17 protein-coding genes and 1 riboswitch are annotated in these 18,744 nt (G+C 57.1%); of the genes, 4 read left to right on the plus strand and 13 right to left on the minus strand.

The window, feature by feature from the left end; translation table 11 throughout:
- Positions 1–127 precede the first annotated feature (127 nt).
- From AC4LF3_RS06125 to AC4LF3_RS06145, 5 genes are read right to left on the minus strand one after another with little or no spacing between them, the layout of a single operon-like run.
- Positions 128–763, minus strand: coding sequence for an urea amidolyase associated protein UAAP2 (locus tag AC4LF3_RS06125; protein WP_312270135.1), 636 nt, complete (start codon positions 761–763; stop codon positions 128–130).
- Between the two features lie 11 nt (positions 764–774).
- Positions 775–1,500, minus strand: coding sequence for an urea amidolyase associated protein UAAP1 (locus AC4LF3_RS06130; RefSeq protein WP_491834948.1), 726 nt, complete (start codon positions 1,498–1,500; stop codon positions 775–777).
- Between the two features lie 10 nt (positions 1,501–1,510).
- Positions 1,511–2,284: an ABC transporter ATP-binding protein gene (locus tag AC4LF3_RS06135; RefSeq protein WP_491834949.1), complete on the minus strand. Its 774-nt coding sequence runs from the start codon at positions 2,282–2,284 to the stop codon at positions 1,511–1,513.
- Complete coding sequence (locus tag AC4LF3_RS06140) at positions 2,281–3,099, minus strand: ABC transporter permease (RefSeq protein ID WP_491834950.1); 819 nt, start codon at positions 3,097–3,099, stop codon at positions 2,281–2,283. The genes AC4LF3_RS06135 and AC4LF3_RS06140 overlap by 4 nt, the downstream gene beginning before the upstream one ends.
- 56 nt (positions 3,100–3,155) lie before the next feature.
- Positions 3,156–4,220 carry a putative urea ABC transporter substrate-binding protein gene (locus AC4LF3_RS06145; RefSeq protein ID WP_491834951.1) on the minus strand — a complete coding sequence of 355 codons (1,065 nt, stop codon included), beginning with the start codon at positions 4,218–4,220 and terminating at the stop codon, positions 3,156–3,158.
- A 54-nt stretch (positions 4,221–4,274) separates the two neighbouring features.
- Positions 4,275–4,374: riboswitch (guanidine-I (ykkC/yxkD leader) on the minus strand.
- Between the two features lie 271 nt (positions 4,375–4,645).
- On the opposite strand from AC4LF3_RS06145, the gene ung reads away from it, so the two are divergent.
- Positions 4,646–5,335 carry a uracil-DNA glycosylase gene (gene ung, locus AC4LF3_RS06150; RefSeq protein WP_312270130.1) on the plus strand — a complete coding sequence of 230 codons (690 nt, stop codon included), beginning with the start codon at positions 4,646–4,648 and terminating at the stop codon, positions 5,333–5,335.
- Positions 5,336–5,377: 42 nt separating this feature from the next.
- On the opposite strand, the gene AC4LF3_RS06155 is transcribed toward ung, so the two are convergent.
- The 4 genes from AC4LF3_RS06155 to AC4LF3_RS06170 are packed head-to-tail and all read right to left on the minus strand — an operon-like array spanning position 5,378 to position 9,406.
- Complete coding sequence (locus AC4LF3_RS06155) at positions 5,378–6,055, minus strand: DUF4197 domain-containing protein (protein ID WP_491834952.1); 678 nt, start codon at positions 6,053–6,055, stop codon at positions 5,378–5,380.
- Positions 6,056–6,069: 14 nt separating this feature from the next.
- Positions 6,070–6,555 carry a YbaY family lipoprotein gene (locus AC4LF3_RS06160; RefSeq protein ID WP_010797572.1) on the minus strand — a complete coding sequence of 162 codons (486 nt, stop codon included), beginning with the start codon at positions 6,553–6,555 and terminating at the stop codon, positions 6,070–6,072.
- Between the two features lie 24 nt (positions 6,556–6,579).
- Complete coding sequence (plsB, locus tag AC4LF3_RS06165) at positions 6,580–9,081, minus strand: glycerol-3-phosphate 1-O-acyltransferase PlsB (RefSeq protein WP_491834953.1); 2,502 nt, start codon at positions 9,079–9,081, stop codon at positions 6,580–6,582.
- A gap of 16 nt (positions 9,082–9,097) precedes the next feature.
- The gene (locus AC4LF3_RS06170) at positions 9,098–9,406 is read right to left on the minus strand and encodes a hypothetical protein (RefSeq protein ID WP_074827643.1); all 309 of its coding nucleotides are present in this window, start codon (positions 9,404–9,406) and stop codon (positions 9,098–9,100) included.
- Positions 9,407–9,480: 74 nt separating this feature from the next.
- On the opposite strand from AC4LF3_RS06170, the gene AC4LF3_RS06175 reads away from it, so the two are divergent.
- Positions 9,481–9,690 (plus strand): cold-shock protein, encoded by a 210-nt coding sequence (locus AC4LF3_RS06175; protein ID WP_010797575.1) that lies wholly within the window; start codon positions 9,481–9,483, stop codon positions 9,688–9,690.
- A gap of 56 nt (positions 9,691–9,746) precedes the next feature.
- Here the strand turns inward: AC4LF3_RS06175 and AC4LF3_RS06180 are convergent, their stop codons facing one another.
- From AC4LF3_RS06180 to dapE, 3 genes are read right to left on the minus strand one after another with little or no spacing between them, the layout of a single operon-like run.
- Entirely contained in the window at positions 9,747–10,127 is a 381-nt protein-coding gene (locus AC4LF3_RS06180) for a hypothetical protein (RefSeq protein WP_019366583.1), read from the minus strand.
- Between the two features lie 20 nt (positions 10,128–10,147).
- Entirely contained in the window at positions 10,148–10,951 is an 804-nt protein-coding gene (locus tag AC4LF3_RS06185; protein ID WP_491836255.1) for a putative RNA methyltransferase, read from the minus strand.
- Complete coding sequence (gene dapE, locus AC4LF3_RS06190; protein ID WP_074827635.1) at positions 10,951–12,090, minus strand: succinyl-diaminopimelate desuccinylase; 1,140 nt, start codon at positions 12,088–12,090, stop codon at positions 10,951–10,953. Before dapE ends, AC4LF3_RS06185 begins: the two co-directional genes overlap by 1 nt.
- A 135-nt stretch (positions 12,091–12,225) precedes the next feature.
- On the opposite strand from dapE, the gene tcdA reads away from it, so the two are divergent.
- The gene (gene tcdA, locus AC4LF3_RS06195) at positions 12,226–13,023 is read left to right on the plus strand and encodes a tRNA cyclic N6-threonylcarbamoyladenosine(37) synthase TcdA (RefSeq protein ID WP_286787047.1); all 798 of its coding nucleotides are present in this window, start codon (positions 12,226–12,228) and stop codon (positions 13,021–13,023) included.
- Between the two features lie 9 nt (positions 13,024–13,032).
- On the opposite strand, the gene mltF is transcribed toward tcdA, so the two are convergent.
- Positions 13,033–14,505: a membrane-bound lytic murein transglycosylase MltF gene (mltF, locus tag AC4LF3_RS06200; protein ID WP_491836256.1), complete on the minus strand. Its 1,473-nt coding sequence runs from the start codon at positions 14,503–14,505 to the stop codon at positions 13,033–13,035.
- 334 nt (positions 14,506–14,839) lie between these two features.
- Between mltF and purL the strand changes: the two genes are divergently transcribed.
- Positions 14,840–18,739, plus strand: coding sequence for a phosphoribosylformylglycinamidine synthase (purL, locus tag AC4LF3_RS06205; protein WP_491834954.1), 3,900 nt, complete (start codon positions 14,840–14,842; stop codon positions 18,737–18,739).
- Positions 18,740–18,744: the final 5 nt, after the last annotated feature.

The following is an 18,744-nucleotide window of genomic DNA, read 5'->3' on the forward strand; positions in this document are numbered from 1 at the left end:
TATAGCGGGGCGATACCTGTCGTTTTCGGCGTCGCTCAGTCCCTTTTGCACTCAGAGCGTCGTGTATTCAAACACTGCCCGGAGCGGCTCTGGCAAAGAGTATGCAACCAGGTGCGTAGTCGCTGTTTCAGCTCCATATCAGCACCTCTGCCGGAGTCGGGTTCCAGCCGTTGCATGGGTTGTTGAGCTGCGGGCAGTTCGAAATCATCACAATTACATCCGTCTCGGCGCGCAGTTCTACGTACTTTCCCGCGCCGGAGATGCCATCCTCGAAGGTCAGCCCGCCTTCAGGCGTCACCGGAACATTCATGAAAAAGTTGATGTTGGCAGCGATGTCGCGCTTGCCCAACCTGCCGTCATGGTGGCAGGCGCAGAGAAAGTTATCGCGGCAGCTATGCATGTAGCGCTTCTCCAGCGCATAGCGCACGGTGTTGCTCTCTTGGGCGCAGGCGCCGCCAAGCGTGTCGTGTCGGCCACAGGTGTCGGCAACGATGGTCAGGAGTGGATTGCCCAGGTTGGAATACAACACGGTCCCGGTGGTGAGGTAGACCTTGCCCTGTCGACGCAGCGTACGCTGGGCGTCATAGCGCTCGCGCGGGTTCGTTGCGCTGTAGAACAAGGTATCAACAGCCTGATTGCCTTCGAGGTCATGAATGCGAATTGTCTGGCCGGCCTTGATCTCTTTCAGGTAAGGCGCACCCGCCGGGATGACCTCACGGTAGAGGGCATTTTCAGGACGTTTTTCGCTAGCAGTCATGGTCATGGCAGTCGTCCTCACAGAAAGAAGCGTTCGGTGTTGATAAAGCCGCGAATATTCTCTTCACGGGATGTACGGCAGACGTCGGCCACGCCTGGGTCGGCGCTTTTCAATGTCAGCGTGACGGATTTCGGTGCGTATTTGGGTGTTGGGTCCAGCGGGTGCTGCAAGGCGGTGAGTACAACCAAGGTATTCATGGGTGCATACAGCTCGATGTAGTCGCCGGCTGAAGAGTTGCTTTCGATGAAGTAGAAGACGCCTTCGGCATCCACGTCCACCCGGCTGAACAGGTTCAGTGTCATGAGTAAATCTTCCTGCCCCAGCCCCCACTTGCCCATCTCTACCAGCAGGTTGTCAGTACCGTTGCGGTGAAAGCCGTTGCGCAGCTCCTGATATCGGCCGGGGCCGTACTTTTCAGTGACTTCTTCGGCATTTGCCACGCCACCAAAGCTGTCGTGCCAGCCGCAGGTATCTTCGACAATGGCGGCCAGCACGCGGCCCATGTCTGAATATAGGCAATGCCCTTTGGTGAGCTTGGCAGTGTGCTGGCATTTGAGTGTATCCGGCAGGTTCAGGCGTTCGCTCTTCTCCTGCGCGTTGAACAGCATCAGGCTGACATTGGCGCCGCCCAGTTCGTCGGTGATCCGCAGCAACTGGCCGCGTTTGACGATGAGCGAGGTGTGACCGCCTCCGGGAACGTGTTCTTCGAGCAACAGGGAAGCAACAGGGCGTGTTTCGTTCATAACAGGATCCTCAGTTGACGGCGGGTTGGCCCAGCAGGGTTTCCACCGACGTCAAGGCGCCGGAGGTTTTTCTGCGGTTTACCGGGATGTTGTAAGTAATGCGTGCGCCATAGGCGTTGGGCGCATGGGGATCGATACGCATCTTGTCGAATACCAACACGCGGCTGGCGAGAGTGAAGCCTTCGGAAAGATCATGGGTGACCATGAAGACGGTCAGCTTGTGCTCCTTCCACAGCTCGGTCAGCAACACATGCATGTCCTTGCGGATGCCAGGGTCGAGCGCACCAAAAGGCTCATCCAGCAGCAAAATACGTGGCTTCACAATCAGCGCCTGGGCGATGGCCAGACGCTGCTGCATGCCACCGGAAAGCTGGCTGGGGTGTTTGTCGAGCGCATGGCCCAGACCGACCCTGTTCAGCATGGCCGCTGCCGTCTCGCGAAGGCGTCGCTTGTCGGCGCCGAACAGGCGACCCAGAAGACGTGAATGGGGGAGCTCCATGCCGATTACCACGTTATCCAGCACGGAAAGATGCGGAAATACGGAGTAGCGCTGAAAGACTACTCCACGGCAGGGATCGGGCTCGGCACAAAGCGGTTGCCCATCCAACAGGATGTGCCCGCGGGTGGGGCTTTCCTGGCCTAAGAGCATCCGTAGAAAGGTTGATTTACCGCAGCCGGAAGCCCCTACCAGGGCACAGAACTCACCCTCTTGAATGCTCAGGTTCAGGTGTTCCAATACGACCTGATCACCGTACTGCTTCCAGACATTCTTAACCTGGATCATGAACGGGCTCCTGTGTCGTACCAGGGGAAAGCCCAGCGCGTCAGCTGTCGCAGGCCAACGTCCATGGCCCAGGCCAGCGCCGTGATCCAGACGACATACGGCACGATCACATCCATCGCCATGTAGCGGCGGACCAGAAAGATGCGGTAGCCGAGCCCATCAGTACTGGCAATAGCCTCGGCGGCGATCAGGAACAACCAGGCCGAGCCGAGCGCCAGGCGCAGCGCGATCAGAAGACGAGGCAGGACTTGAGGCAGTACCACACGCAGAATCAGTGTCCAGCTGTTGGCGCCAAGGGTTTGTGCCTTGATCAAGAGTTCCTGTGGAATCTCGCGGACCCGCTGCTCCATGTCGCGAACAAGCACCGGTGTAATACCGATGACGATCAGCATGACCTTCGACAGCTCACCCAAGCCGAACACGATAAAGAGGATAGGGAGGATCGCCAGCGGCGGCACCATGGAGAGTACGGTTACCAGCGGAGAAAGCGGCGCGCCAAACAGCGGAATGGCACCTGTGGCGATACCGACCACCAGTGCGATCGAAGCACTGATGACCAGTCCGGTAGCCAAGCGGGAGAGGCTAGACGTTGTGTCCTGCCAGAACACATAGTCACCGGTGCGCTTGTCTTCCTTGAACGCCAGACGATCTATCGCTGCGGCCATTTGAGTCGCGCTGGGCAGGAGCTTATCGTTGGGGTTTTCCGCCAGGCGGGTAGCCGAGCCGCTGAAGTAAGCAAACAGCAGCAGGGCGAAAGGCAGCAGGACGAGAAGCAGACGACTTCCGCGATCAGGCTGGCGATTGATCAGGCGCATGGTGGATTACCTGTGTAGCGGATATGGGCCGGCCCAAGAGACAGCCCAGGCCTTAGTCAAAGCGTGCCGTCGGCAGCCATTTGCACGTACGTCGGGTCGAAGCGCAGCTTCATATTGCTGGTGTCGCCCACCGTTGCACCGCCGGCGAATGCCATGCCAATGGCATTCGCATCCGGCGCACCTTCGCCCAGCAGGCCGTGATCAAAGGAGAACCGGGCGATCTTTTCCATCGTCTTTGGTAGCTCCGGGCTGAGTACGAAGCTCAGGGAGTCCTCAGGGGCGTAGAAGAGCCTTGTATTGGCCAGCTGCGCCTTGAAGCCCGCAAGGTCGGTACCCGATGCATTCGCCATGGCCGTGAGTGCCGCCTGGCCTTCAGGCGTTCCGGCTGTCATCAGGGCAGTCATTTCATACCAGGCGCCGGTCAGGGCCTTGCCGAGATTGGGGTTTTCCTTCAACGTTTCGGTATTCACCACCATCATGTCCATGATCTCGCCGGGAATCTGGCTGGAGTTGAATACTTCTGTGGTGTCTGGCGAAGTTTTGATTTCAGCGAGCAATGGATTCCAGGTCGCTACGTTCTGTACGTCCTGCGTGTTGAACGCGGCTACCATGTCAGCATCCGAGGTATTGATCGTAGACAGGTCCTTCTCGCTTAGGCCGACTGTTTCCAGCGCCCGGGCGAGCAGGTAATGGGAAACGGAAAACTGTACGAGATTGACGGTCTGGTCCTTGAGGTCCGCAACGGTTTTACTCTTGCCCTTCATGACGATGCCATCGTTGCCGTTGGAAAAGTCACTGACGATCAGAGCGGTCGTATCCACTCCGCCGGCCGCTGGAATGGTCAAGGCGTCCATATTAGTCATGGCGCAGCCATCGAACTGGCCGGCGGTGTATTGATTGATGGATTCGACATAGTCATTGAGCTGTACCACATCGATCGTAATGCCGTACTTCTTGGCCCATTTGTCGATGATTCCCTGAGTCTTGGCTTCACCCCATGGCATCCAGCCGGCATAAATAGTCCAGCAGACCTTGAAGTCGTCGCGAGGTGCTGCCAAAGAGGGTAGGCTGACCCATGCAGTCAGGCTGAGAGCGAGGGTGGCAAGCAAGCGTTTACGCATGGAACCTCCGAATGAGTGGTGGGCAAGCAGGAGCAGAACAGCGCAATGCGCGTCTTCTCCCGGGCTTTTGTCCCGCCGTGTAACCTCGTCGGAGGTCGATGACTCTCGGACCAGTCACTTACTTTCGTAAGCCGGAACCCTAGTCATCTATTTCGCCAAGTTGTGGTGCTGCGGTTCCGGCATGCCGGCTGCTCCTGCACATAGGTCGTATAGCTAGCACCATGCCAACTTCTCCAAACCCTGATAGCACATGGGTTGCGTTATACATTGGGGCATTTGGAAAGAGGTATCGTGCGCAACCTTGGGGCATTGCTCTATGCTTCGCACATTTGTGGGGCGGGAGCCTACTGGCAGGAAATGGGATGAATGGTTGACAGAGCAGACCACCTTTCCTACGGTGCGCTCGATTGACATGAGGACATAACGTGGACGACGACCGCATCAAACTGGAACCGCAGTGGAAAGCCGCACTGCGTGATGAATTCGATGCTCCTTATATGAAGCAATTGGGTGAGTTCCTGCGCAGCGAAAAAGCGGCCGGCAAGGTGATCTATCCGCCAGGCCCCTTGATCTTCAATGCGTTGAACAGTACGCCGCTGGATCAGGTAAAGGTCGTCATCTTGGGGCAGGATCCCTATCACGGCCCAGGGCAGGCCCATGGCTTGTGCTTCTCCGTACAGCCCGGTGTCCCTGCACCGCCATCCTTGCAGAATATTTACAAGGAATTGAAGCGGGACCTGAATCTGCCCATTCCCAATCATGGCTATCTACAGCATTGGGCTGAGCAGGGCGTACTGTTGCTCAATACCTCGCTAACGGTAGAACAGGCCAAGGCCGGCTCCCATGCCAATGCCGGCTGGCAGCGTTTCACTGATCGTGTGATTCAGGTGGTCAGCGAGCGACGTAACCATCTGGTCTTTCTGCTGTGGGGTGCTCACGCACAGAGCAAGGAAAAGCTGATCGACACACAAAAGCATTTGATCCTGCGCTCACCCCATCCGTCACCGCTCTCTGCCCATCGAGGCTTTATCGGCAACGGCCATTTCAGCCGGACGAACAAGTTTCTGGAGCAGTCAGGCCTTACGCCCATTGACTGGGCGTTGCCGTCTTTGTAAGGCATCGGGCCGGTTTATTCGATTACTCGGCCCGTTATATCCTCAAAGCGTACTGAACACTTTTTTGGCAATGTTGGTAGCGGCGGCGGCCGGGTTTTCCCGGAGTGCGCGTTCCTGGTCAGCGATTACGGTGAATAACCCATTAAGCGCCTGGTCCGTGACGTAGCTTTCAACGTTTGCACTCTTGGCATCCACCGCGCCGAAGGCAGCAGCTTTGCCAGCCAGGGCGTTGTACTGCTGAGCCAAGCCTACCTTGTCCGTTGCCTGCTTGATGATGGGCATCAATTGAGCGCGAAGCTGGTCTCGGCTGGAGCGATCCAGATACTGCGTGGCCGCATTGTCCTCGCCGGTCAGAATGCCCTTGGCGTCCTGAACCGTCATACGTTTGACCGCATCGATCAGCAGTGCCTGCGCCTTCGGCACAGCGGCTTCGGCAGCCTGGTTCATGCTGGTTTCCAGCTGTTCTACCTGCGCACCCATACCGAACTGCTTGAGCAGGGCGGATGCTTTGCCCAGTTTTCCAGGCAGCTCAATACGGACTTCCGGGTTGTTGGTGAATCCTCCCGGTTTACCCAGTTGTTGAACCGCGATTTGCGCGCCCTGAGTCAGTGCGTCCTTCATGGCGCTGGCGGAATCTTGTTGGGAAAAGTCAGACAGACTCAAGGCAAAGGCGTTGACCGATAAGGTTAAGGCCGCAAGCGTAAGCGCGAAACGTTTCATCTATATCCCTTGTATCAACGGACGGGGGTCAGCTTGATTTCAACCGGCTGGTCGTTGGTGCTATTGAGTTGCACCGGTATTGCCTTTGGTGTCAGGAACAGCGGGCGGCCACCCAGCAATACGCGAGCGCTGATGGCATAGCGCTGACCAGACTTGACCTTCGACGGATCGTAGTCCAGGCGGAAAGGGATAGGTGTTTCCTGTTTCACGAAAACGGTACGTTGTGCGAGGCGCCCTGAGGGCGTATCGCCCGTGGCCGCATTGTGCAGACTGACAGTCAGTTTGGCGGTAGGCGGCAAGGGTTCGGACTGTTCGAAATAGGCATCACCTTCCAGGCTACGTTTGGCCGGTGAAGGCGTACCGGGTTGCGGCATGATGACCGGAGGTTTGCTCGTGCTAGGAGTCGTAGGGGTAGGGCCAGGTTCGAAAACTGGGCGCAGCCCGCCGCTACAGGCCGTAAGCAACAGGCTGGTCAGACTTAACAGAACAATCTTGCGCATGACATAAGGTCTCTTCTGAATGGGTCAATCGGGCATCGGAACTGAGGGCGGAATGCTGGGTTCATCGGGCCGTTCCAATGCCACGTGTCGAATCGACAAGCGTATTTCGGCTGGCAGCATTCGCTTGCCAGCTTCTTCGGCCAGCTCGCCCAGCAGTTCATGGTGGCCAAGCTTGCCTTCGGCGTTCTTGTGCAGCACGCCTTCTTTCAATAACGTTTCGATAAAATGCCGGAACAGGCTTTTGTCAAAGAATTCCGGTGCGTTCAGTCCATGCAGGATGGAAAGTCGCCGTGCCATGACGGTACACAATTCCTCCAGCTCGCTGGCGGTTAGTTTACCCTGGCCCTGGTTGAGCAGTAGGGCAATGGCCATGTAATAACGCTGTAGCGTTTGCTGAATGCTGCGGGCCAGCAGTGCCAGACGTACAAACTGCCGTGAGCTGGGAGGCGGGCGTTTGAAGGTCTCGTCCTCTTGTTGAAGCAGGTCATACTCCACCAGCGCTGCCAGCCACTGATCAATCATGGCGGGTAGCTCGTCGCGGTCCCAGCGGATGAACAGTTCGGCTTGTAAATAAGGGTATAGCGCCAGGGTAAACCGATGAATCTGCTCTCGGCTCATGCGAGGCGTGTTCTGGAAGAGGCTGGCCAGTAACGCCGGTAATGCAAAAATATGCAGGATGTTGTTGCGGTAGTAGGTCATCAGGATGGCATTCTGCTCATCGAGGTAGAGGATACGGCCCAGCGCATCCTGTTGCTCGGCCAGCAGATTAAGACTCTTCACGTAGTCCACCTGCGCTTGTCCGTCACCCTCGGGTAGGGTTGCAGAAGGCGAGTAGGGGACCTTTCGCAAAAGCCCCAGGTAAAGGTCGAGTACGCCAACCAAAGCACGCTCATCCATCGCCTGTCGATGGGTGGATAGCATGATCAAGGCCACCAGATTAACGGGGTTGATGGCTGCCGCATCGTTGATCCTGCGAGCCACCACCTCACCCAGGCAATGAGTCAGCGTGCTGAACCACTCAGGGCGGGCATCATGATCAAAGGAGAGATTACGCCAGCCTTCCTGGCGCTGGTCCAGAAACTGCGGCAGGCTCAGGGGCTCGCCAAAATTGACCCACACCTGACCGAAGCGCTTGCGCAAGGCCCCTACGGCCTTGAACACATCAAAGATAGATTCCTTCTTCTTGGTCGCTCCCCGCAACTCGCCCAGGTAAGTGCGGCCTTCAAAGACCCGCTCGTAGCCAATGTACACTGGCACGAACACCAGCGGACGACGGGAGTCCCGCAAAAAGCTGCGCAGGGTAATGGCCAGCATGCCGGTGCGTGGCTGCAGCATCCGTCCCGTTCGCGAGCGACCGCCTTCTACAAAGTATTCGGTCGAGAAGCCCCGGGAAAACAGGGTGTGCATGTATTCATTGAAGACAGCGGTATAGAGCGCATTGCTCTTGAAGCTACGGCGCATGAAGAAGGCACCGCCACGGCGCAAAATATTTCCCACGACGGGCATGTTTAGGTTGATACCTGCTGCGATGTGTGGAGGCGTCAGTCCATTGTGAAATAACAGGTAGGACAGAAGCAGATAGTCCATGTGGCTGCGGTGGCAGGGCACATAAACGATCTCGTTGCCCTGCGCCACATTCTGGACGCGCTCGATATGATTTACCCGCAGCCCTTCATAGAGCTTGTTCCAGAACCAGGTCAAGATGACTTCAAGGCAGCGTACTACCGGATACGAGAAGTCCGAGGCTATTTCCTGGGCATACTCCAAAGCCTGCTGCTCGGCTTGTGCATGAGATGTGTTCCCATGCCTGGCTTCATGTTCGATTGCCTCACGAACCTGGGGGGCCTGGATCAGGCTTTTGACCAGATTGCGCCGGTGGGAGATATCAGGGCCGATAACTGCCGTTTTCAGGTTGCGAAAGTGCACCCTCAGAATACGCAGCACCATGCGCTGCGTACGCTCCTGTCCTTTGTTCTGGGCAACGAGGCGACTCAGATGGATAGGATCAGAAAACAACACTCGCGTCATGCGGCCCAGGAAAAGGATACGTGCCAGTTTGCGTAGTCGGCCTGCAATGACCCAGTTATCTGTCCAAAGCAACTTCCAAAGGCTTGTTTCACGGTCAGGCGACTGCCCCCAGAACACGCTGACAGGTACGATCTGGGCATCTTCAACTGTGCTTTGGCCAACAGCTTCAAGCAGTCGGGTAAGGCAGGGTGGAACGTTACGCCTGGTAGGACGACCCAGCCAGTCAGGTGAGGGCGTTGTATAGATATAGGCATTCGGTTCGACCACATCCCCAATCGTTACGGGTGTTACCGGACGGGGCAGGCCATTTTTGATGCATTCGGCATCCAGGACGGCCAGATCGCTTAGCGAATGCTCCTGCAGAACATAGATCACCGGCTTGCTGCGGTCGAGCTTGAGGGTTACTGCTGACTGATTGATGGTCTGCGAGCGAACCCAGGTGTACAGCAGGCGTTTGAAGGCAGCAAACAGCATGCGGCGAAAAGGGGAGCGATTCATGACATGTACCTGAAATTCAAGCGAGCAGTGTGCCGTAATGGCCCGATGGCGCAAAGCCCACGATCATCAGACTGAAACACTCGTCAGCAAAACTAAAGAGGCTCAGGCACTGCTTGATTGGCGCTCTTTTTTTGACATTTCGATTACGCAATTTGTTGTTATAAAGCACGAATTTTGTGCTTTCAGCTACGATTAATACGTAATTAGCACCAAAAAAGAGCATAAAGCATTTTAGTGATAAAACCTGTTGCAATTGCCTGGAAACTTTTGCTTTATACGCCGGTACGGCGGAAACGAGCATCAGTTGTTTGGCCTGGAAGGCCATGAGGATGACTCGGATCGGCTGGGGAGCTGTCCTGCAAGGGCACAGATAATAATTGCGAAGCTTGGAGAGTGGTAATGGCTGAACGTGAGACCGGAACCGTCAAGTGGTTCAATGACGCCAAAGGTTATGGATTCATTCAACGTGAGAGTGGCCCGGATGTGTTTGTTCATTACCGCGCCATCCGTGGCGAGGGGCATCGCTCGCTGATTGAAGGCCAAAAGGTGGAGTTTTCTGTGATTCAGGGCCAGAAAGGTCTACAGGCCGAAGACGTCTCCAAGCTTTGAATCCTGAAAAAAAGCCCGTCAGTTGAGCTGACGGGCTTTTTATTACTGGCAAATCTTCAGGTTCGCCAGATGATTTCTTCTATGCCGGCTGAGGTGACTTTTATCCAGCGATCGGCATCATCTTCGCCCTGCTCCTCTTCCCAGCTCCCAGGGGCGCACCGTACCTGGATATCCAGTGCGGCAGCGGCTGCCTTGGCGCAGGCCAGATCGTCTTCCCAGGGGGTTGCATCGCTTTCCAGTAGAAGGCTGTTCCATTTGCCGACAGCTTTGGGTAGCCAGGTTACTGGAATCACAGTGCCCTGGTAGTCGACCGTACACTTGTAGGTTTGCCCCTGCTGGCGCCACTCGCTGCAGGTACCCAGCGCCTGGCTCAGCCACTCGGTAATGGCAGGCTGGTCGGCATCCTTGAGGTAGATTTCAATGTCTGGCTGGCGCATGGTTAATCTCGATAGGGCTTTCAGGTCCGGGTAATCCAATCGTAGCGTACGGCAACGGTGACCTCGAAGGGTTCAGCCAGTACGCGTTCGCGACGCTCGGCATTAACACGCCAACCATGGGGTGTCATGGATAGCAGATCGGCTCGGGCTTCGCGAGTTTCCAGACTGAGGCGAAAATTCAAGGTTTCACTGTCGGCCAATGTCAGCGCCGAAGGTAAGCCCTGCAGGTGCTTGGCCTCGTCGTAATCACGCACATCATCGTACAGCCGCTGGCGCAGTTCGATCAGATGATCACGCGCCGGACCAAGGCGCAGTACGCCGCCGCCGGGCGTCAGCAAGCGTACGGCTTCAGACCAGTCAATCGGACTGAATACGCTGGTCAGGAGCTGGCAGCTTGTGTTGGGCAAGGGGATACGGGCCATGCTGGCAACCAGCCAGTTCACCTGCGGCGCCCGGCGACTCGCCCTGCGTACCGCCTCACGGGAGATGTCCAGCGCGTAACCATCGCTCTGTGGCAGTGCTTCTGCCAGACGCATGGTATAAAAACCTTCGCCGCAACCAATATCGACCCAGCGAGCCGGTGCTTTTTCCTGTGCCAGTTCCGCCAGACGCTGCGCCAGCGGAGCATAGTGGTCAGCATCGAGAAAGCGGCGACGCGCCTCAACCATCTCGGCATTGTCGCCAGGGTCACGGCTTTTCTTGTGCTGTACAGGCAGCAGGTTCAAATAGCCCTGGCGTGCACGGTCAAAACGGTGGCCTTGCTCACAGACAACACCTTGTTGTGCCTCGGTCAGCTGGGCCGAGCAGAGGGGGCAGATCAACATCATGCCAGCAGCCTTACCAGGGTCTGGTAGTACACCTCGGTCAACAAATCCAGGTCACTGGCCAATACTCGTTCATTGACCTGATGGATCGTAGCGTTAACAGGCCCGACTTCAACCACCTGTGTGCCAAGCGTGGCAATAAAGCGACCATCCGAGGTCCCGCCGCTGGTAGAGGCTTCTGTTGTAAGACCGGTAACCGCCTGGATGCTCGAGGCGATAGCGTCCAGCAATTCGCCAGGCTCGGTGATGAAGGGCAGGCCCGAAAGAGACCAGTCAATGTGCCAGTCAAGGTTATGCTTGTTCAGGATAGCCTCAACGCGCGCCTTGAGTCCCTCTTCGGTCGACTCGGTCGAAAAACGGAAGTTGAACAGGGCATTCAGCTCGCCCGGGATTACGTTATTTGCGCCTGTGCCCGAGTTCAGGTTGGAGATCTGGAACGTGGTGGGCGGGAAAAAGTCATTACCGGCATCCCACTGCTCAGCTGCAAGTTCTGCCAGCGCGGCTGCGGCCAGATGAATGGGGTTGCGGGCCAGATGAGGGTAGGCCACGTGGCCTTGCTTGCCACGAATCGTCAACTTGCCGTTGAGCGAACCGCGGCGACCGTTCTTGACGACGTCGCCCAGAAGCGTCGTACTGGAAGGCTCGCCTACAATGCACCAGTCCAGGCGTTCATTGCGTGCACGCAGACGCTCGACAACCGCGCGTGTCCCGTGCAGGGCAGGCCCTTCTTCATCACTGGTAATCAAAAAGGCAATGGCGCCTCGATGGTTGGGATGATCGGCTACGAAGCGTTCGACCGCGATGATCATGCTGGCTAGGCTGCCTTTCATGTCCGCTGCGCCACGCCCCAGGAGCATGCCGTCTGCGTCGACCTGAGCATCGAAGGGGCCTTGTTGCCAGGCCTCGACCGGCCCGGTCGGCACAACGTCGGTATGCCCGGCGAAGCACAACACCGGACCTTCGCCTCCCCGGCGTGCCCAGAAATTATCGACGTTTTCGATACGCATGGGCTCAAGCGCAAAACCTGCTGCTTCAAGCCGCGTCATCATCAGGGCTTGGCAGCCCTCGTCGACCGGTGTGACGGAGGGGCGGCGGATGAGCTCGCAGGCAAGCTCGAGCGTCGGGGTAAGGGTCGTCATGGATGAATCCTGAAGCAGCAAGGGCACGAAAAGTTGTCCATGGTAAAGCAAAACGCCATAAGGAGCGTCGCTCTTCGGTGATCAACAATGCCGTGGCATGTCTTTATACTATTAGCTCGTTGAGTGAGAGCCGTTATGAATATTGATCAACAACGCTTTGGTGGCATTGCCCGCTTGTATGGTAACGATGCGCTCGAGCGTCTGGCTGCCAGTCATGTTGCGGTAGTCGGTATTGGTGGCGTAGGGTCCTGGGCGGCCGAGGCCCTGGCGCGCAGTGGCGTTGGCCGTATCAGTCTGTTCGATCTGGACGATGTCTGCATCAGCAATACCAACCGACAAATCCATGCGCTGGAAGGACAGGTGGGGCGGGCCAAGGTCGATGTGATGGCTGAGCGCATCCGGGCAATCAACCCGGCGTGCGCCGTGCATGCCGTGGCGGATTTCGTCACTCGGGAGACCATGGCGGATTACATCACCTCGGAGATGGATCTGGTGCTGGACTGTATCGATAGCGTCGCGTCCAAGGCTGCTCTGATCTCATGGTGCAAGCGCCGCAAGATCAACATCATCACAACCGGTGGAGCGGGTGGTCAGATCGACCCGACCCAGATTCAGGTCGTCGATTTGAACCGGACCTATAACGATCCGTTGGCATCCCGCGTGCGTTCACTGCTGCGCCGCGACTATGGGTTTTCACGTAACCCCAGCCGGCACTACAGCGTGCCGTGCGTGTTCTCGACTGAGCAGCTGCGTTATCCCAAGCCGGATGGCAGCGTGTGCCAGCAGAAAAGCTTTGTAGGAGAAGGGGTACGACTGGATTGCTCTGGCGGTTTTGGTGCGGTCATGATGGTGACCGCAACCTTTGGCATGGTGGCCGCAGCCAAGGCGGTAGATAAACTGATCGCCAAGCCTTCAAAGCCAAAGACGGTCTAGGCCCTTCGGCTACATTTCCTGCTCGGGTTCCTTTTCAGCGATACCGGGCAGGTGCATGCCGCTCTTGGCCAGCTGTGAGCCTTCCATCTGCGGCTGGGTCACCCAGGTCAGAATGTCGTAATAGCGACGAATATTCTGCACGAAGTGCACCGTTTCGCCGCCTCGGGCATAGCCGTAACGGGTCTTGCTGTACCATTGCTTCTGACTGAGTCGTGGCAGCATGCGTTTGACGTCCAGCCAGCGATTAGGATCCAACCCTTCGTCCTGCGCCATCTTTCGCGCATCTGCAATATGCGCACTGCCAATATTGTAGGTTGCCAGGGCGAACCAGGTCCGATCCGGCTCCTTGATCGACTCGGGAAGCTCGCCGCGAATCTGATTGAAATACCGGGCGCCGCCCTCGATGCTCTGGAAGGGGTCGAGCCGGTTGGACACGCCCATGGCCTGGGCTGTGTTGTTGGTCAGCATCATGAGGCCGCGTACCCCGGTTTTTGAGGTCGCATCAGCCTGCCACATCGATTCCTGATACCCGATGGCAGCCAGAAGCCGCCAATCGACCTCCCGTTGCTGTGCGGCCTTGCGGAAGTGCTTTTCATAAACAGGTAGGCGTTGTTGCAGGTGCTGGGCAAAGGTGTAGGCGCCTACATACCCCAGAACATCCACATGACCGTAGTAGCGCTCCTTGAGGTGCTGAAGTGTATTGTCCTGCTTGGCCTTGTCGATAAAAGCGTTGATGGCTTTCATCAAGGTACCGTCTTCGCGCTCGGCTGTTACCCAGGCGAGGCTTTGCCCATCTCCGAGATCAAAGGCGACGCGCACGTTGGGAAAGTAGACCTGATTCATGGCCAGCTCGTTGGAGTCGACCAGCGTAAGATCGATCTGGCCCTCATCGACCATCTTCAGCAGGTCAGCCACCTCGACCTGATCGGACTCTTCGTAGGTAAGATCCGGCTGCTGGGGTTTGAGCGCGGCCAATTGTTCCGCCTGGCTGCTTCCCTTGAGCACCATGATGCGCTTGCCTACCAGATCGCTTACCTGTGCAGGGCGCCGTGAGCCATTGCGGTAGATGACCTGCGGAACAACGTCAAGATAGGGATGTGAGAAGTGGAACTTCTCCTGCCGTGCCGGGCTGGGCGTCAGGCCTGCCGCTGCCAGGACTGGTCCTTCAGCACTGTCGAGACGGTTGAAAAGATCATCCAGGTTATCTGCAGTTTCGATCTGCAGTTTGAGCCCCATACTGTCGGCGAAGCTTTTCACCAGCTCGTATTCGAAGCCGGTATCACCGTTACGGTCCTGGAAATAGGTCGCCGGGCTGTTGCGGGTAATAACGCGTAGAACACCCTCCTTCTGTATCCGTTCCAGGGTAGAGGGTTGTTTGGGAGGAGCTTCGTCAGGCTCTTCGCACCCCTGGAGCAACAGAAAGATCGCAGTCGCCATGATGCAGGCGATTCGTTTCAGGCAAAGCGCATGGTGTGCAAACATCCACTCAGTATACGCAAAGCTATCCAAGTGCCATACCAGGGGAGCGCCACAGAATTTTCTATTGCCTGGATTCCACTCGTAACCAATTTTTGCTAAGCAAGGCCAAAATATCCGAGTGAAATAGGATCGGTCGCGATGATTCCAGGGTTTCCAAGGGGCGTCTTCAAGTCATCGAGAGGTCGTTATTTCTGGAGCGAAGTGCTTCTCTGGACGGCTGCATGAGTCGGTTTGACGCAGCATTAGCGAAACCTTTGTCGCCTAAAGGTGTCTCGCCGGGTCCTTTGCGGTAGAATACCGGCCCCTGAAATTCCTCTAGCCCCGAGGCTGTCCTACGATGCTGATCTTGCGCGGCGCTCCCGCTCTTTCTTCGTTTCGTCACGGCAAACTGCTCGACCAACTGACCCGTAAAGTGCCGGGTGTTTCCGGACTTTATGCCGAGTTCGCTCATTTTGCCGAGGTGGTCGGCACGCTTACCGCTGAAGAGGAGCACGTGCTTGAGCGCTTGCTCAAATACGGACCCAGTGTTCCGGTACAAGGGCCTGTAGGCCGGCTGTTCCTGGTAGTCCCGCGCTTTGGCACGATTTCGCCGTGGTCCAGCAAGGCCACTGACATCGCCCATAATTGCGGTCTGGCCAAGATCGAGCGCATCGAGCGGGGCGTCGCCTATTATATTGCCGGCGATCTGTCCGATGCCGATGTTCAGGCTGTGGCTGCCACCTTGCATGATCGTATGACCCAGCTCGTACTGGGAGGTCTGGATGAGGCTGAAGCCCTGTTCAGTCATGCGACGCCCAAGCCGCTGACGGTCATCGATATCCTGAATGGCGGCCGTGCCGCGCTGGAAAAGGCCAACAGCGAACTAGGTCTTGCCCTGGCGGATGACGAGATCGATTACCTGGTCAAGAGTTTCCAGGGACTGGGTCGTAATCCCCATGATATCGAGCTTATGATGTTTGCTCAGGCAAACTCCGAGCACTGCCGTCACAAGATCTTTAATGCCAGCTGGGATATCGATGGCGAAGGCCAGGAAAAATCCCTGTTCGGTATGATCAAGAACACCTATGAAATGCACCGTGAAGGCGTCTTGTCTGCCTATAAGGATAACGCTGCGGTCATCGAGGGATTTACTGCCGGTCGTTTCTATCCTGACCCGCAGACTCGTCAGTACAGCGCCAATCAGGAGCCCATTCATATCCTGATGAAGGTGGAAACCCATAACCACCCGACGGCAATTGCACCATTCCCTGGCGCCTCTACGGGTTCGGGTGGCGAAATCCGAGACGAGGGGGCGACCGGTCGTGGTGCAAAACCCAAGGCAGGTCTGACCGGTTTCACGGTTTCTAACCTGAATATCCCAGGTTTCGAGCAACCTTGGGAAAAGCCATACGGCAAGCCCGAACGCATCGTGACACCACTCGATATCATGATCGAAGGGCCATTGGGCGGCGCGGCATTCAACAACGAATTTGGCCGCCCGGCACTGGCAGGTTACTTCCGTACCTTCGAGCAGGCGGTTGAAACCCCACGTGGCGAAGAGGTCCGGGGCTATCACAAGCCGATCATGCTGGCGGGCGGTATGGGTAACATCCGTGCCGACCATGTCCAGAAAGGTGATATCTCCGTAGGTGGCAAGCTGATTGTCCTGGGTGGCCCGGCCATGTTGATCGGCCTGGGTGGAGGCGCTGCCTCGTCGATGTCCACTGGCTCCAGCTCGGCAGACCTGGACTTCGCTTCCGTGCAGCGTGAAAACCCCGAGATGGAGCGCCGCTGCCAGGAGGTGATCGACCGCTGCTGGCAGATGGGTGACAAGAACCCTATTACCTTCATCCATGACGTAGGCGCAGGCGGTCTATCCAATGCCTTCCCTGAGCTTGTCAACGATGCCGGTCGTGGCGGTCGCTTTGAGCTGCGCAACGTACCTAACGACGAGCCCGGCATGAGCCCGCTCGAGATATGGTGCAACGAGTCCCAGGAACGCTATGTGCTGTCCGTGGACGCCGAGAACTTTGAAACTTTCAAGGCCATTTGTGAGCGTGAACGCTGCCCGTTCGCGGTAGTTGGCGAGGCTACTGAAGAGCGTCGTCTCACGGTAGCGGACAGCCATTTTGAAAATAATGCGGTCGACATGCCGCTAGATGTTCTTCTGGGCAAGCCTCCACGTATGCATCGCTCCGCTACTCGCGAGGAAGCGCTGGGTGATGACTTTGACGGTGCTGGCCTGGAACTCAAGGAGGCGGTAGAGCGCGTTCTTCGACATCCAGCCGTTGCCAGCAAGAGCTTTCTGATCACCATCGGTGACCGGACCATTACCGGCCTGGTTGCACGTGATCAAATGGTTGGTCCCTGGCAGGTTCCAGTGGCTGACTGCGCGGTTACAGCGACCAGCTACACCGCCTATACCGGCGAGGCAATGGCCATGGGCGAGCGTACGCCCTTGGCATTGCTGGATGCGGCAGCGTCTGGCCGCATGGCGGTAGGTGAAACACTGACCAACCTGGCGTCGGCGCGTATCGAGAAAATCAGCGATATCAAGCTTTCCGCCAACTGGATGGCAGCTGCCGGACATCCGGGTGAGGATGCTCGCCTGTACGATACGGTAAAGGCAGTGGGTATGGAGCTGTGCCCGGCTTTGGGTATCACCATCCCCGTGGGCAAAGATTCCATGTCCATGAAAACCCGCTGGGAAGAAAACGGTCAAGACAAGAGCGTGACGTCGCCTCTGTCGCTGATCGTGACGGGCTTTGCTCCTGTGCAGGATATTCGTCAGACCCTGACGCCTGAGCTGCGCATGGATAAAGGCGAAACGGACCTAATCCTGATCGATCTTGGCCGAGGCCAGAACCGCCTGGGCGGTTCAATTCTGGCGCAGGTTCATAACAAGATCGGCCACAAGACACCTGATGTGGATGATGCAGAGGACCTCAAGGCTTTCTTTGCAGTCATCCAGGGGCTCAATAAGGACGGGCTCATCCTGTCCTATCATGACCGTTCCGATGGTGGCCTGATCACGACGCTCGTGGAGATGGCATTTGCCGGTCACTGTGGCCTGTCTCTGAAACTGGATGCCTTGGCCGCTACTCGTGATGAACTGACCCGCGCCTTGTTTGCCGAGGAATTGGGTGCTGTGATCCAGGTGCCTCAGGATTTCACATCCGAAGTGCTGGCGCAGTTCACCGCTGCAGGTCTTGAGGATTGCGTGGCGGTCATTGGCCAGCCGGTAAACGGTTACGAGGTCAATATCACCTATAACGAGCAGAACGTCTTCAAGGCCGAGCGCCGCTCGTTGCAGCGTATCTGGAGCGAAACCAGCTATCAGATCCAGCGACTGCGTGACAACGCTGACTGTGCTCAGCAGGAATACGACGCATTGCTCGAAGAGAACAATCCGGGCCTGTCTGCCAAGCTGAGCTTTGATCCGAACGAAAACATCGCTGCACCTTATATCAAGACAGGTATACGGCCTCAGGTCGCGGTTCTGCGTGAGCAGGGCGTTAACGGTCAGGTCGAAATGGCTGCAGCGTTTGACCGTGCCGGCTTTGCCTCGGTAGACGTGCACATGAGCGATATTCTTGCTGGTCGTGTCGATTTGAATGACTTCAAGGGTGTCGTTGCGTGCGGCGGTTTCTCCTACGGTGACGTCTTGGGTGCCGGTGAGGGATGGGCCAAGTCGATTCTGTTCAACGCCCGTGCACGTGATGCGTTCCAGCAATTCTTCGAGCGTACGGATAGCTTTACGCTAGGCGTCTGCAACGGCTGCCAGATGGTCTCGAACCTGCGCGAGCTTGTTCCGGGCAGTGAATTCTGGCCACGCTTCGTGCGTAACCGCTCAGAGCAGTTCGAAGCGCGTATTGCCATGCTACAGGTACAGGAATCGCCATCCCTGTTCTTTGCGGGCATGGCAGGCTCGCGCATGCCGATTGCCATTGCGCACGGTGAAGGCCATGCCGAGTTCAGGGACGCCGCGGCCCTGCAGGCAGCAGATGCCTCTGGCACCGTCTCGTTGCGCTTCGTTGACAACCATGGGCGTGTCACCGAGACGTATCCGGCCAACCCCAACGGCTCGCCGCTGGGTATTACGGGCCTGACCAGCCGTGATGGTCGCGTCACCATCATGATGCCGCACCCTGAACGCGTTTTCCGCGCAGTTCAAAATTCCTGGATCCCGCGTGATTGGCAGGGCGAGGACGGCGGCTGGATGCGCATGTTCCGTAATGCGCGTGTCTGGGTAGACTGATAAGT

It is taken from the genome of Pseudomonas sp. C2.3V (genome assembly GCF_058536325.1).